The sequence below is a fragment of the Clostridium tyrobutyricum genome, assembly GCF_019144085.1.
GTDB classification, from domain to species: Bacteria; Bacillota; Clostridia; order Clostridiales; family Clostridiaceae; genus Clostridium_B; species Clostridium_B tyrobutyricum_A.
In genome coordinates, this window is record NZ_JAHHUY010000016.1 from 1 (window position 1) to 15,175 (window position 15,175).

17 protein-coding genes are annotated in these 15,175 nt (G+C 31.6%); 2 read left to right on the forward strand and 15 right to left on the reverse strand.

Going from position 1 to position 15,175, the window contains the following annotated elements; genetic code table 11:
* Positions 1-691: 691 nt before the first annotated feature.
* From KM800_RS08510 to KM800_RS08525, 4 genes are all read right to left on the reverse strand, one after another.
* The gene (locus KM800_RS08510) at positions 692-1,012 is read right to left on the reverse strand and encodes a DUF960 family protein (RefSeq protein WP_217812691.1); all 321 of its coding nucleotides are present in this window, start codon (positions 1,010-1,012) and stop codon (positions 692-694) included.
* The gene (gene radC, locus KM800_RS08515) at positions 1,013-1,507 is read right to left on the reverse strand and encodes a RadC family protein (RefSeq protein WP_217812692.1); all 495 of its coding nucleotides are present in this window, start codon (positions 1,505-1,507) and stop codon (positions 1,013-1,015) included. It abuts the gene before it with no gap.
* Entirely contained in the window at positions 1,491-1,832 is a 342-nt protein-coding gene (locus KM800_RS08520; RefSeq protein ID WP_217812693.1) for a hypothetical protein, read from the reverse strand. Before KM800_RS08520 ends, radC begins: the two co-directional genes overlap by 17 nt.
* 106 nt (positions 1,833-1,938) lie before the next feature.
* Positions 1,939-2,340: a hypothetical protein gene (locus tag KM800_RS08525; RefSeq protein WP_217812694.1), complete on the reverse strand. Its 402-nt coding sequence runs from the start codon at positions 2,338-2,340 to the stop codon at positions 1,939-1,941.
* Between the two features lie 223 nt (positions 2,341-2,563).
* Between KM800_RS08525 and KM800_RS15660 the strand changes: the two genes are divergently transcribed.
* On the forward strand, positions 2,564-2,644 hold the full coding sequence (locus tag KM800_RS15660; RefSeq protein ID WP_330655533.1) for a putative holin-like toxin: 81 nt from the start codon (positions 2,564-2,566) through the stop codon (positions 2,642-2,644).
* A 211-nt stretch (positions 2,645-2,855) separates the two neighbouring features.
* Here KM800_RS15660 and rlmH read toward each other — a convergent pair whose 3' ends face one another.
* The 5 genes from rlmH to KM800_RS08550 all read right to left on the reverse strand — a co-directional run bounded on the left by rlmH (position 2,856) and on the right by KM800_RS08550 (position 7,589).
* Positions 2,856-3,335 carry a 23S rRNA (pseudouridine(1915)-N(3))-methyltransferase RlmH gene (gene rlmH, locus KM800_RS08530; RefSeq protein WP_217812695.1) on the reverse strand — a complete coding sequence of 160 codons (480 nt, stop codon included), beginning with the start codon at positions 3,333-3,335 and terminating at the stop codon, positions 2,856-2,858.
* A 78-nt stretch (positions 3,336-3,413) separates the two neighbouring features.
* Positions 3,414-3,737 carry a hypothetical protein gene (locus KM800_RS08535; protein ID WP_217812696.1) on the reverse strand — a complete coding sequence of 108 codons (324 nt, stop codon included), beginning with the start codon at positions 3,735-3,737 and terminating at the stop codon, positions 3,414-3,416.
* An 87-nt stretch (positions 3,738-3,824) separates the two neighbouring features.
* A complete protein-coding gene (locus tag KM800_RS08540) occupies positions 3,825-5,018 on the reverse strand; it encodes a YibE/F family protein (protein WP_217812697.1) in 1,194 nt (397 codons plus the stop codon).
* 67 nt (positions 5,019-5,085) lie between these two features.
* The gene (gene clpA, locus KM800_RS08545) at positions 5,086-7,287 is read right to left on the reverse strand and encodes an ATP-dependent Clp protease ATP-binding subunit ClpA (RefSeq protein ID WP_217812698.1); all 2,202 of its coding nucleotides are present in this window, start codon (positions 7,285-7,287) and stop codon (positions 5,086-5,088) included.
* Positions 7,288-7,289: 2 nt separating this feature from the next.
* The gene (locus KM800_RS08550) at positions 7,290-7,589 is read right to left on the reverse strand and encodes an ATP-dependent Clp protease adaptor ClpS (protein ID WP_217812699.1); all 300 of its coding nucleotides are present in this window, start codon (positions 7,587-7,589) and stop codon (positions 7,290-7,292) included.
* 307 nt (positions 7,590-7,896) lie between these two features.
* On the opposite strand from KM800_RS08550, the gene KM800_RS08555 reads away from it, so the two are divergent.
* Positions 7,897-8,628 carry a TerC family protein gene (locus tag KM800_RS08555; protein WP_217812700.1) on the forward strand — a complete coding sequence of 244 codons (732 nt, stop codon included), beginning with the start codon at positions 7,897-7,899 and terminating at the stop codon, positions 8,626-8,628.
* An 18-nt stretch (positions 8,629-8,646) separates the two neighbouring features.
* Here the strand turns inward: KM800_RS08555 and yqeB are convergent, their stop codons facing one another.
* Genes yqeB through xdh form a run of 6 tightly spaced genes read right to left on the reverse strand, consistent with a single transcriptional unit; the run spans position 8,647 to position 15,058 of the window.
* Positions 8,647-9,471 carry a selenium-dependent molybdenum cofactor biosynthesis protein YqeB gene (gene yqeB, locus KM800_RS08560; RefSeq protein ID WP_217812701.1) on the reverse strand — a complete coding sequence of 275 codons (825 nt, stop codon included), beginning with the start codon at positions 9,469-9,471 and terminating at the stop codon, positions 8,647-8,649.
* Between the two features lie 6 nt (positions 9,472-9,477).
* On the reverse strand, positions 9,478-10,056 hold the full coding sequence (locus KM800_RS08565; RefSeq protein WP_217812702.1) for an NTP transferase domain-containing protein: 579 nt from the start codon (positions 10,054-10,056) through the stop codon (positions 9,478-9,480).
* Positions 10,053-10,778: a selenium cofactor biosynthesis protein YqeC gene (gene yqeC / locus KM800_RS08570; RefSeq protein ID WP_217812703.1), complete on the reverse strand. Its 726-nt coding sequence runs from the start codon at positions 10,776-10,778 to the stop codon at positions 10,053-10,055. The genes KM800_RS08565 and yqeC overlap by 4 nt, the downstream gene beginning before the upstream one ends.
* Positions 10,779-10,795: 17 nt before the next feature.
* A complete protein-coding gene (yedF, locus tag KM800_RS08575; RefSeq protein ID WP_217812704.1) occupies positions 10,796-11,410 on the reverse strand; it encodes a sulfurtransferase-like selenium metabolism protein YedF in 615 nt (204 codons plus the stop codon).
* Between the two features lie 29 nt (positions 11,411-11,439).
* A complete protein-coding gene (gene selD / locus KM800_RS08580) occupies positions 11,440-12,471 on the reverse strand; it encodes a selenide, water dikinase SelD (RefSeq protein WP_217812705.1) in 1,032 nt (343 codons plus the stop codon).
* 4 nt (positions 12,472-12,475) lie between these two features.
* Entirely contained in the window at positions 12,476-15,058 is a 2,583-nt protein-coding gene (gene xdh / locus KM800_RS08585) for a selenium-dependent xanthine dehydrogenase (protein WP_217812706.1), read from the reverse strand.
* Positions 15,059-15,175 lie beyond the last annotated feature (117 nt).

Below are 15,175 nucleotides of genomic sequence, written 5' to 3' on the forward strand. Positions count from 1 at the left end.
ATTATACTCTTATTATTTTTTGTATATATTTATTTGAAATAAATATCACTAAATACATTAAAACAATTATACTAAATTTAAAATCATCATAATCTGATCTGAAAATATACATCATTAATAAATATAGAATTATTATTAGTACTGTACTAATAATAAGTATGAGCTTAATTTTTTTATATTCATTTTGACTCAATTTATTAGATTTTAGTAAAATTAAATTATTTTTGCCTATTGTTAAACTTACAAAAATATTATTATAATATTTTTTTAAAAAACAATAGAGACCTATCAAATAAATTAATATGGTTACTGTTGCAAAAATAGTAAATACATAATAAACCACAACATACCTCCTTTTTAAAATTATTTGCTAGAAAGCAGTTTTCCTAAATGTAAATATATAGTTATACTAACTATATTATCATATAATTCAAATATAATCATCTATTTTTTGGTATATTTTAAATAGAAGTTATTTCTTTTAATTTTACTACTATGAATTAATTTACAAATAGATTATATCATTTTATACAATGCCCTGTACTTTTTAAATAACTTTTTTACATATTTATATATAGGTATTAAGAAGAAATGACAACATTTTGTACCCCTTTCATCACCTGAAAATATGGGCACTATCGACATACCGATACTCTTTTAAATATGAAAAATGAGATTTAATTATTTAATTCTAGTATTCAGAAGCTTTCATCATTACAGTATGCTCTGAATCATCTATTACATATATCTTGGCATTGACTGGAGTATCTACTTTCAAAAATATTTGCTCTTCATATTCAGGCTGTTCTTGAATATGAACTATCTCTTGATTATAGCAATTGTTAAATTCTCTAATATTTTCTATCTTTTTTAATTCAAATATCTGTAAATAATCTATACTAAAATTACGCATGGACTTCAACCTATCAATAATATTCCATATTTCTATTTGCATTTTTTCATCTATACTCTCATGTATTCCTATAGTTATATATCTTATATTATCAAACATCTATAATAACCCCTTTTCTTTAAAGCTATAATATTCTCTATCCCCTATTATTATGTGGTCTATTACATTAATCCCTATGATATCTCCACATTTTTTCAATCTCTCTGTAATATTAATATCTTCGTTGGATGGCTCAATATCACCTGATGGATGGTTATGAAACAACATTATTGAAGCCGCATTACTTAAAATGGCAGCTTTGAATACTTCACGTGGATGTACAATAGATTTATTAATGCTTCCTATAGATACTATATTAATCAGAGTTGGTTTATTTTTATTATCAAGACAACATATCATAAATTCTTCTCTATCTGCATTTTCAAGAAATATTCTCCCTAATTTTTCTGCATCCTTGTATGAATTTATAACTCTTATATCAAATAATATATTCTTCTCCCTTATCATTTTTATTGAAACTATCCCTATCCTCTTGCGAGGAATAACCTTAGATTTATCTGATTCAGATATTTCTTCATTAATTTTGTTTGACATCTTTCAACTCCCCTTTGCTCTGATTTTTAGGCTGTCTTTGATTCAACTGTTCACTTAAATTCTTTATGAATTCCTTTGAAAATACCGAATTATCTATAGCCTGTTTCATCAATTCAAGCAATTCTTCTTCTGTAACATCCAGTGATCTTGGAATATATCTCTGAGGTGTCAATATCGTGTCTTTGTACAAGCTGAACCTTATTTCTTCCCTTTCCTTGCCCTTTACAAATATCTTCTCAATACAGTAGGTATATTCTTCATCTGATATTTTCCCCTGATTGAATATCTGGCAGTATTTAGTATCCTTTATGATTTTTCTAGCCATATTACACTCCTTTCATTTAAAAAAAGCCTTAACTACCACAAATACAGTAGTTAAGGCTTTTTAAACAGAAAAATAACCACCTAATTTTTAATTTAAAATTAGGTGGTTATCTGTTATTTTCTATCCAATTTTTCACTTCAGTATCCATGTTGTTCTTTAGCAGAAATATACTCAATGCATATTCATTGTTGCAGACTATACATATACTCTCCAGTTTATCTTCTCCTATAGTTTGTTCATCAATCCACTCTGGAGCTGCTCCTAAAAGTCCATTATCTTCTGGATTGAGTCCTATTTCCTCCAAGTCCCATACATTATCTCCATCTTCGATGTATACAATTATTCCACAATCTTTTAGCGAAAACTCATCTATTGCCTTTCCTTCTGACTTGCCTATGTTGTTATATACATTATTGAAGTATTCCTCAATTTCCTGGAGTACTTCTCTATCTATTTGCGATTTCTCCTTCAGTAGTTCAATATCTTTTAGTGTCTTAATAATTCTCATATTACCATCCTCCAAATATAAAAATAAAGCATTCATTGACTTCACATCAACAAATACTTTTCTTTTTTATAATATATATTTAAGGTAACAGATGATACTAACTGTAGAATTATTCTATTAGACATGCTATAATTTACTGGTACAATTGAATATGTTGCGTGTGGGCTACTGGTATCACTCATCCCTGTTGAAGGGAGGTGATACAATGAGTAATGACATCTTAATGTTACTTTTTGAAGCAGGATTATTCCTCATTTCGCTATTAACATTTATAGTTTTACTTATTAAAGAAATAAAAAAATAGTAGCCCCGACTCGCAATTGGACGCTACTATTTTTATTTAATAAACATAGTAATACCAGTTGCCTAAGCAACTAGATTGTATACTACAGGATGTTAGCGCATCCTGTTTTTATTTTCTCTCTTTATAAGAGTATTATAACATATTTTATGATTTAAAATCATATTTTCTAAAAATTTTTGCTTATATCAACCCATTACACAAAAAACCTCCGTCATTTGTGATAAGGTTCTCCTTTCAATATTCTAAACCCTCTATAGATCTGTTCCAGCAGCATTACTCGAAACAGCTGATGGGGAAATGTCATCTTGGAAAAGCACAATTTATAATCCGTTCTATGTAAAATTTCCCTGGAAATACCAAGAGAGCCTCCTATAATAAAAGTAATATTACTGCTTCCTTTCAAAGCAAGCTCTCCAATGAATTCAGAAAATTTCTCTGATTCAAGCATATTTCCCTTTAGATCCATTGCAATTATGTACATATTGTTGTTTATATGTTTTAATATTCTTTTTCCCTCTCTATCCTTAATAATTTCTTCATCTTTTAGTGAGGCATTATCAGGAGTTTTCTCATCCTGAACTTCTATTATATTTAATCTGCAGTATCTGGAAAGTCTTTTTGTATATTCACCTACTGCATCTTTTAGATATTTTTCTTTTAACTTTCCCACTGTAATCAAGGTTATATTCATAAAACATTCTCCTACTCAATTATAATATATAAAAGGGACCTTCTTGAGAAAGCCCCTTTTATCCTTATTTTAATAATTCTATTTATTATCAGAACCAAATGTATCTTTTATAGAATCAAGCACATTTTTCAAAGTTTTGTTGGCCAGATCTTCTATTTCATCTATAACTTCTTCAGTACTTTTTATTCTAGTTACATATATATTGAGTTCATTGTTCTGTAAATTTTTAACGGATTTAAGCACCTCATATTCAATATTATCGTCTTTTAAAATCACTGTGTCTCCTGATTTTAAATTAAGATACAAAGGACTGTCTGAGCTTATAGTTTTATACAATTCATTTTTTCCTGATTTTAAAATTTCATCTTCCTTAACTAAATAAAAATTCACTGTAGTACCCACTTATTTATCCTCCTTATACTGATTTTTTATCACAAGTAAGCTCCATTCACAATCAGTATATTAATTAAAATATTTAAATGTTACTACTTACAGTTCTTTTTTATTTGGGCTAAACAATTTTTTGAGTTTATTATACATAAGATCCACTTTCTTTTCTGATTCATATTTAGTATAGTCAGGTTTTTCTTTTATAGTACTTAAAAATGCTGCTGCAAATGCAGTTATTGGGATGGCGAGTATCAATCCTATACTTCCTGCAAGAGCCTTGAGAACTTCTGCAGCTATTACATCCTGATTTATAGCTGTAGATATGGAACTTGTATAAGAATAAGAAGCTATCATTATCATAAGATACATTGCACCTCCTGCATAGGCAAGTATAAGGGTATTAGACATACTTCCCATAATATCCTTTCCAACATTCATGCCGGATTTGAATAACTCTTTAATATTCATATCCGGTTTGGCATCTTTTATTTCTTTTATTGAAGATGCAATAGATACACTTGTATCCATAACTGCACCAAGTGCACCCATTATTATTTCTGCAAACAACAATCCTGAAAAATTAAAATTCGAATTTTGTACCGTATAGATTATAGTCTGCATTTCATCATCCGTAAGTCCGCTTATTCTAAGAATTGAATTTGAAAATGAGGCTATAAATCCTGCAATTACAACTCCTCCTGACGTTCCTATAATAGCTGCCAATGTCTTTTTATTTCTACCGCTTATTATAGTCAAATTTACTATAATTAGAAATATACATATTGCAATGGCAACTGTCATGGGATTAAATCCCTGAATTACAAGAGGTATTAAGATTCTCACTATGGAAAATCCTGTTATTGCAAGAGTTATCAAAGATTTAAGACCTTTCATTCCTCCAATTACTACAAGTAAGAGTGCAAATACTATTCCCAATTCATATAGATATTTGTATCTTACAATTTCATATATGTACGCCGTCTTGGGATCACCTTTTTTATAATTATCTATATTCACCATGACGTCATCGCCTACTTGTGCAAAGCTCTGAGTATTGCTTCCTTCATCATTTATCTTTCCACTTACAGAGTTTTGCACGGTAATTATTTGGCCTTTCAATTTTCCCGAAGTTATTTTTATGTCTATGTATGCATACCTTATAGAATTTTTATCTGTCGAATTTACACTGCCGTGCATCTTTACAACTTTTCCATGAACTACTCCACTATTGTCTTGTTGCGAATTTGATTGTGCCTTTACTCCAAAGCATGTAAATATCGTAATTGCACACATGATAACAACAAGAACTACTTTATTTGATTTTAATATTTTAGGTCACCTCGTAATTGTTTAACTAATTTTAGCATACAATGTCTATTTTTTCATCTTTTACATCTATAGTAGTAATTTCGTCCTCACTGTTATCACCAAATAAAACTTTATCTACAAAATAGGGTTTTATGTACTGATTTACAATTCTTATTATTTCTCTTGCCCCATATTCTTCGGACATACCTTTTTTAGCCAGAAATTCATAACATTTTTCAGTAACTTTTATTTTTATATTTTTGGACTCAAGCTGGTCTTCAAATTCCTTCAACACCTTTTCAGCAATCAAAAGAGCCATCTCCTTGTCAATAGAATTAAATACAATAATATCATCAAGTCTATTTCTGAATTCAGGAGAAAATATTCTATTCACAGCCGTATCTACAGCATCTTTTTTCACAGTTCTATTTCCAAATCCAACAAGAGATTTCCCCATAGACCTTGCACCTGCATTTGATGTCATTATAAGTATTACATTTTTAAAGTCTGTTTTTCTACCTGTATTGTCTGTAAGTGTTGCATAGTCCATCAACTGCAAAAGTACATTTAATACATCAGGATGTGCTTTTTCAATTTCATCCAAAAGCAATACACAGTATGGTGTCTTTTTTATGGAATCAGTTAAAAGACCACCTTCTTCATAACCTATATATCCAGGTGGAGATCCTATAAGTCTGGCAACAGTATGTTTTTCCTGATACTCACTCATATCAAATCTTATTAGTGGAATGCCAATTATATTTGCCAATTGCCTGGTTATTTCTGTCTTTCCCACTCCAGTAGGTCCAACAAACAAAAGATTTGCCATAGTCCTATTTACCTGATTGAATCCAGCTCTGGATGTTTTTATAGCTCTTGATATAGAATCCACAGCTTTATCCTGACCAAATATTTTACTTTTAAGGCTTGCATTCAAATTTTTTAAAATCTGGTTTTCATCTTTTGATATACTGTCCATAGGTACTTTGGCAATATTTGAAACAGTTTTTTCTATATCATTTTTGGAAATCAGTATTGTATCATCATTATTAGAATGTAATCTAATATAAGATGCAGTTTCGTCAATTATATCAATTGCCTTATCTGGAAGGTACCTATCATTTATGTACTTGGATGAAAGTTCTACTGAAGCTTCAATTGCCTCATCACTATAAATTACATTATGAAATTTTTCATATTGTGACTTTATCCCCTTGAGCATTTTACAAGCTTGATCCTTTGAAGGTTCCGGAACTTCTATTTTTTGAAATCTTCTTGAAAGTGCCCTATCCTTCTCAAATATTTTCTTATATTCATCATAAGTAGTTGAGCCTATAAATTTGATTTTGCCACTAGTTAAAAAAGGCTTTAATATATTGGCGGCATCAAGGGAATTCCCTGATACGGATCCAGCTCCAATTATAGTATGAATTTCATCTATATATACTATGGGCTGATCTTCTTGCTCTATACTTTTCAATACCTTTTTTATTCTATCTTCAAAATCTCCTCTATATTTAGTGCCTGCAAGCATTGAACCCATATCAAGAGAATATATTTTACTTTGTTTTAACATTTTAGGCACTTTACCTTCTATAATTAATCTGGCAAGTCCTTCGGTGATAGCTGTCTTACCTACCCCTGGTTCACCTACATGGATTGGATTATTCTTGGTTCTCCTAGTTAAAACCTGCATTGTTCTATCCAGTATATTCTCTCTTCCAATCAATGGATCAATATTACCCATTTTTGCCTTTTTAGTAAGTTCTACTACAAATTCTTCTATTTTATTATTTTTTGACTCGTGATTGTCACCATACCCACTATTACTTTCAGAGACATTCTGAGTTATATAATTCAGCATATCTATTCTCTTTATGCCCTGTTTTTTTAAAAAATAGCTGGCAGAGCTCTTTTCTTCATCATATATTGATATAAAAATATCTCCCAGTCTTATAGCATCCTTTTCTGCAGAAAGCACATAATCACCTGCAGACGTAAGTACATTTTGAAGAGATATGGTTTCTACCGGTTCTTTTTCTTCAACAATATCTATTTGTTCATTAAAATAATTCATAAGATCTCTTTTTATATCTTGAATATTTCCACCACAGCCTTCTATGATATCAATTCCCTCAAGAAAAAACAATGAAGCATACAATACATGTTCAGGAGTAAAATATTCATGCTTATGGTACTTGGCTTCATCATAAGCAGCATTTATAATTTCATTTACTATTTTATCTAATTTCATAACTAATCCTCTTCCATGCTGAATTTTAGTGGAAATCCACTATTCTTTGCCATTCTTATTGCCTGTGCCATTTTAGTTGCAGCTATATCATAGCAGTAAACCCCCGCAATTCCCATTCCTTTTCTATGTACAGTATACATTATTTTATTAGCTTCATCTTTCTGTTTTTTAAATATACACACCAAAACTTCAACTACAAAATTCATAGTAGTATAATCATCATTATGTATAAGAACCTTATACATTCTAGGTTTTTCTACATGCGTTTCAGATTTAGTTTGTTCAATAAATTTCAAGTCCATTTAAAAACAACTCCAAAATAATTTTATTTAGAATTATTTTAGCACAGTTTGTACTAAAAGTGTACAATAAGGGAGCATTAAAATTGTAATATAAAATTAAAAAACGCACGTATAAATCAGTCAAATTCAAATATAAATATAATATCAGTATTGATAAGGATACATGGTATGTTAAAACTCATATTCCATGTATTATAACTATATAATAAGATTGTAAGCTTTATATTCCACAGGATTTGTGATAAACTATTATATATTATATAGATTTTTAAATACGTATATAGTATAGAGCAAAGGAGATAAAAATATGGAAAACCTGATGCCTTTTGTAATAAAGGCTCTGCAAATCACTCTTTTGGATATAGTTTTAAGTGGAGATAATATTGGGGTTATTGCACTAGCTACTAGAAATCTACCAAAAAAGCATGCAAAATCGGCTTCTTTAATAGGAGTAATTTCGGCAGTAGTTTTAAGAATTATATTTGCCTGTCTTGTAACTTATATTCTTATGGTAGAATGGCTTCCAATAAGACTAATAGGTGGAATCATACTTGTAAAGATAACTTTCGACTTTATAAAACCCAATAAAAAAGAAGAAGATGTAAATGTACATAATTCCAATAAATTTTGGGGGGCAGTTTTAAGTATAGTTGCAGCAGATGCTACTATGAGCTTAGATAATGTGCTTGCTATTGCAAGTGTTGCGGAAGGACATGACCTGCTCATAATATTTGGTCTCATATTAAATATACCTATTATTTTCTTTGGAAGTCAACTAGTTGCAAATCTTATGAAGAAATACCCTATAGTTACATATATAGGTGCAGCAGTACTTGCCCATACATCTTTCAAGATGATATTTGAGGATAGGCTAACCCATAACCTGCTATCTCCTACCATGGTCAATGTAGTATCTTTTGGTGCGGCGGCACTTACCATACTATATGGAATATATGTTATAAATAAGGCCAAAACATATTCCTTCAAGGAATATAAAAAAGAATATCAAGATAAAAACTCCAAAACAAAAATCAGTTAGAAAATATAAAATACACAATCAGCATGCACTGATTGTGTATTTTATATTTTTCTTCTTTAAATACATAACTGCCTCTAAAACCCCACCACCTATATTTCTTGCCTTGTCTGAAATAGTAAAACAGTTTTTTCTTTCACTTATTCTAGGATCTACATCTGCAATTTTAAGCCCTTCTTTTACTATTGTTCTGTCCCTTATGATTCCTCTTAAAATACCACTTATATTAGCTGTAACTTTAAAACCTTCTACATGTGCAATTGTTTCACCTGATTTAACTGTATCTCCTATATCTTTTATATTATTTATAATACCACTATATGGACTGTATATTACCCTTTCTCTTGAGTATCCTTTTATAACTCCAGGAACTCCAGTATCATCTGCTGCTTTTCCCTTAAATATAAGCCTTCCCAAATTGTGCCCTCTATTTGTCTCTACAACTGCATTTACATCCTTGCCTGCTTCAAATCCCGGTCCAAGTGCTACAGTTATAGGAGCCATATCCATATTTGTACCTAGATTTTTCTTTGCAAGTATCCCATCTACTACTATTTCAGGCTTCAACAATCCTATATAAATTCCATCGGGATCCACAACAACAGGTATTTTTCCATTATTCCAGCATCCATGTACTGCATCCAGGCTGTCTACATATGAGGCTTTTATATTTTCGATTTCTATATTTTGGTCATATATTGCTTCACTAAAACTTACCTTTCGTCTAATGGATGTAGGCTTTTCTATTTCCAATATCAATACTTTGAATCCACTTCTATGTAATTTTTGTATAGCTCCAGAGGCAACATCTCCGCCGCCTCTTACTATAACAGTATCTTTGTTCATATCCAATCATTCCTTCGTAACTATCAGTCTTCTATAGTCTTCTTTTGTATCTACATCCATTAATGGAATCTCACTTTTCAACTCTACAAAAGCTATATCCTCTTTATGACAATTCATAACTTTTCCACCACCCACATCTCCTTCAAGACTTTTAAGCTCGTCTACAAATCTTAAAGGAAAAATTACAGGACTTCCCCTTCTATTGCAATACTTTGGGACAATTATATTTTGGTTATTTATATTAAAACTATATACAAGAAGATTTATAGTCTGTATATCTATAAATGGCTGATCTGCTGTAAAAAACATGTAACCTTCGGTTTTGGGTGCATATTTCAGTGATAGTTTTATTGACTCACTCTGACCAATGTTAGCTCTATTATTTTTCATACCCAAAAATCCTTTTTGTTTTCCCAATTCAAGTATAATATCATCCCTTGCAACAATTATCTTTTCATAAAAATTACATTTTGAAACTACTCCTAAAACATGCTCTACCATGTATTTTCCCCTGTAAGGTAAAAGAAGTTTGTTTGTTCCCATTCTTCTGCCAAAACCCGATGCCATAATTATAGCATTTATCATTTCAAATACCCTTCCTTTAAACTTCCACTTATAATTTTATATATGTATCCTCCATTGACTTTTGAAATATTCTGTATTAATTTTTGAGCTGCAAAAATATCTCTATCCTTATCAAGTTTATTTATAAATAGTATTCTTTGTCCTCTTGAGTTTTTAAATAATCCTTTTTTATGAAATATAAGAGAGATAATATGTTGTTCATTTATAATATCACCAAAATTTGAACCAGTAATACTCATAAATTCTTCCAGGCCATGTACATTATCTTCATTAACTGTTTTACCAATCACATTTACCGGAATAATTCCTATAGTCTTGCTAGTATTGTTCAATATAACAGGCTCATTGGCTTTCCAGCCTTTAATTGGCTTTTTCTTGGAACCATCAGCTTCAACAAATACATAATCAAAATACTTAAGCTGCTTTTCCAATATATAAGGTTCGATACCTATTAGCTTTCTTTCATTATTTACAAAACTTCCATATACATAAATACCATTAGATTTCATATTATTGTATAAAGTATATTTTCCTGTCCCGCAACATATAAAATCAAACTGATTAATATGGGGAACATATATCTTTGTGGTAGTAGTTACAAGTACCTTATTATTACAACTGACTTCCCTAGCAAGAAGGAACATCAGAGTAGTCTTGCCCCCTGATCCAACAATAGATACAATATCACCCCTGTCTATTTCAAAAACTTTTTTAATCTCCATAATATCAGTAACCTCAGCTATGGCTTTATTATTTTGTCCGCATCCGCTATCTTCTCATATATATTATACATATTGGTTAATTCACCTACTGCAAGATTATCTGTTAAATTGTAATAATTTGAACACGTTCCACATGTCAAAATTTCCACACCTTTTGTATTTAAAGTTTGCAGGTGTTCAACTACTGGAGAACCTTTGGCAGTCAGTTTTGCCCCACCGTTATAAAAAATTATTGTATCAGGCAATTTTTCAGACTCTGTAACAGCATATATAAATGCCTTCATTAAAATTTCACCTAACTCCTGACTTCCTTCTCCCATTCTATCAGATGAAATAACCATGGCTATATTTTCTTCTTCAGATCCATGCTTAATTTTTAGAGCTTTATGAGGTTCTGAAGGCTCAATGTTGTGTTTTCCCTTTATAATCTTTACTTCATATCTATCTTTATTTACTTCATTGGTAATATATTTATATCCCATCTCAGAAGCCATCTTCTCTAAGTTTTCTCTTGAAATTTCATTATCTACAATAACAAGTACTGCTCCATCATTTTCTATTTGTTTTAGAGCTTTCCTAGCTTTTATTACAGGTACAGGACATACATCTCCCAGCGCATTTACTTTTATCATAATTTCCTCCTGACTTTTCCACAATAAATTTATTTTACAATTATATTGTAATCCTTTCTTTCTGTTACCTCACCTACAATGTTAGATTTTATCTGAAGATTGTTTAATTCTTTCAGTAAATCATGTGCATCATCTTTATTCACACTTATTATAAAACCACCTGAAGTTTGAGGATCAAATAGTATTTCCTGAAGTGCAAATTCTATATTTTCCATTTTTACTTTATCTTTGAGATGATTTCTGTTCTTCTGTCCTCCTGCAGTTATAAGAAATTCTTTTGCATAATCATAAGCCTCTCTTATATATGGAATACTATACGCCTCTATAAGCATAGTATAATTCTCTTTAGTCATTTCGTTTAAATGACCCAAAAATCCAAATCCAGTTACATCAGTGCAAGCATTTACTTCATACTTCTTTATTATTTCGGATGCATATTTATTTAAAGTCTCCATGGATTTTACTGCCTTTTCATAAGCTTTTGTACTTGCCTCACCTACTCTGTTTGCAGTAGTTATTATTCCAACTCCAAGAGGCTTTGTAAGTATAAGTTTATCACCAATTTTACAATTGTTGTTTGGAAGTATATTTTTAGGATTTACTATACCTGTTACAGAAAGTCCATATTTGCACTCACTATCATTTATAGAGTGTCCTCCACATACTATTCCACCTGCTTCATATACTTTTTCCGCTCCTCCTCTCAATATTTCTGCAAGTATTGAAGAATCCAATTTTTCCGGAAAACATACAATATTCAATGCAGTTTTTACTTTTCCACCCATGGCATATATGTCACTTAAAGCATTTGCTGCAGCTATCTTTCCAAATGTATACGGATTCTCTACTACAGGTGGGAAAAAATCCAATGTCTGTATTATTGCAATATCATCTGTTATCTTATATACTGCTGCATCATCTGAACTTTGAAATCCTATGAGCAAATTTGGATCATGCCTGCTTTCAGGCAAATTTTCAAGGACATGCTTCAAAAAACCCGCTCCAAGTTTTGCAGTACATCCGCCTCCACACGTAAATTCACTAGAACTCTTATCCGACATATTTTCACCTTCTCGCATTTTTAGATTTTCTATAAGCAGTGTTATCCAGTGGAAGTTTTGTTCTAAATACACCATCAAATTCATAATAAGCCTGTTGAACTGCCGGTGCCGTAGGAACACATACTATCTCCCCAACTCCTTTAGCTCCATAGGCAAGATCAGTTGTATTTTTCTCTATTATAACAGATTGTATTTCCGGAACATTTACAGATCTAAAGAGTCCCAGTGTCCCAAACTTGGCAGTAGGTATACAGTCTTTTAATGGATAATCTTCAGTCAGTGCATATCCAAGTCCCATAGCTACTCCGCCCTCTATCTGTCCCTCAACAGTAGTGGGATTTATTGCTCTTCCTATATCATGAGAGGCTATAACCTTTTTCAACAATCCTTTTTCATCCAATACTACAAGCTGTGTAGCAAATCCGTAGGCTATATGACTTACTGGATTTGGCTTTTTTGATCCAATTGGATCTGTCTTAAAGGAGTATTCTCCATAAAAGTCCCTTCCTTCAAGATCTTCAAGTTTCTTGCCTTTAAGTGCAGTTTTTAATTTTTTTGAAACTATGTGCACGGCTTCTCCTGTAAATACAGTTTGTCTTGACGCTGTAGTAGTTCCAGAATCCGGAGTAATATCTGTGTCAGGCTGATCTACAACAACGAGTTCAGGTGATATGCCTATAGTTTTGCATAAAATCTGGGTTTCAACAGTTCCTATTCCCTGTCCTATACAGGCAGCACTGCTCCTTATATGAACCTTGCCATCAATTATAGTAAGTCTGCATCTCCCAACATCAGGAACACCGACTCCTACTCCACTGTTTTTCATGGCAGATGCTATTCCTACATATTCATTTGTTGAATTTGCATATTTATAGTATTCTTCCTTTACTGACATTAGAGTTTCCTTAAATGCAGTTCCATTATCTGCAATCTGACCATTTGGTAGTATCTGACCTGGTTCTATTGCATTTATATATCTTATCTTCCAGGGTGAAATTCCAACTTTTCTAGCCAATTCATTTAGATTTGATTCTATTGCAAAAGCTGATTGAGTAACTCCAAATCCTCTAAATGCTCCCCCAGGTGGATTATTAGTATAGATTGATCTGCCAACTATATCTACATTTTGATAATTATATGGTCCAGCCGCATGAGTACATGCTCTTTGAAGTACCGGTCCACCTAAAGATGCATATGCACCACTATCTGATATTATAGTTGCTTTCATACCTGTAAGTTTGCCATTTTCATCACATGCAAGTGTAAATTCCATTTCCATAGCATGCCTTTTAGGATGTACTTTTATACTTTCTTTTCTAGATAAAGTCACTTTTACAGGCTTTTTTGCTTTATATGCAAGAAGAGCTGCATGATGCTGTACACTCATATCTTCTTTTCCGCCAAATCCACCTCCTACATAAGCACTTTTTATTCTAACTTTATCTTCTTCAAGACCAAGAAGATTCATTATTTCACGTTTTTCATCATATACGCTCTGTCCACCAGTATATACAAATATACCATCACCATCTGGAACACCTATAGCACATTCAGGTTCCAGAAATGCATGTTCCGTAAAAGGTGTAGAATATCTATGGTTTACAACATATTTTGAATTTTTAATAGCCTCTTCTGCATTTCCCCTTTTTAGAACCTCCTCATCTAATATATTACCATTCTCATGAATCTTAGGTGCACCCTCCCTTAGAGCTTCTTCAGGACTTGTAACTGGTATTAACTCTTCATATTCAACTTCAATAAGTTCAAGCCCTTTTTTTAATGCAGCTTTAGTTCTTGCCGCCACAAGTGCTATTGCATCACCTATATACCTAGTTTCTTCACCTACATCAATCATGGCGGGCCAATCTTGAACTAAATGACCTATGTATCTTTTTTCTGGAATATCTTTGGCAGTAAGTACAACTTCAACATCAGGATGATCCAAGGCTTTAGATATGTCTATTTTTTTGATCAACGCTCTTGGATACTTTGTTCTAAGTGCAGATCCGTATAACATTCCATCTACTTTGATATCATCAGTATACTCTGCTATGCCGAGTGTCTTCTTAAAAGCATCTATTCTATGAAATCTTTCTCCTACTATACCGCTTTCATCCTCTTTAGGAATATCCCTGTTCTCTCTTAAAATTTCCGCAGCCATGAGTATTGCCTTCTCTATTTTTACATATCCAGTACATCTACATATATTTCCTCTAATTGCTGCCTTAACATCTTTAGATGTGGGGCTGACATTTTTGTCTATTAATGCCTTTGCACTTACCACCATTCCAGGTATGCAGAATCCGCACTGAACTGCACCTGCCTCTGCAAATGAATATGCAAAAACTTTCCTTTCATGTTTAGAAAATCCTTCCAGTGTCAATATTCTTTTTCCCTGAATTCTAGCTATAGTCAGAACACATGCCCTCATAGTCCTGCCGTCTACTATAATAGTGCAAGCTCCACATGCACCTTCAGAACATCCGTTTTTTACAGATGTTAAATTTTCCCTTTCGCGTAAAAATTCAAGTAAGTTCATATCTTCTTCAGTTTTAATTTCTCTATTGTTGAGTATAAATGTATACACTACTATCTCATCCTATTCTTTTTATTCTATTATAACTATAAATTATATGCATGTAATTTAATAGTGTCAATAATTTTTTATCATTATTTTATTATTTTTATCATAAATGATGATAAT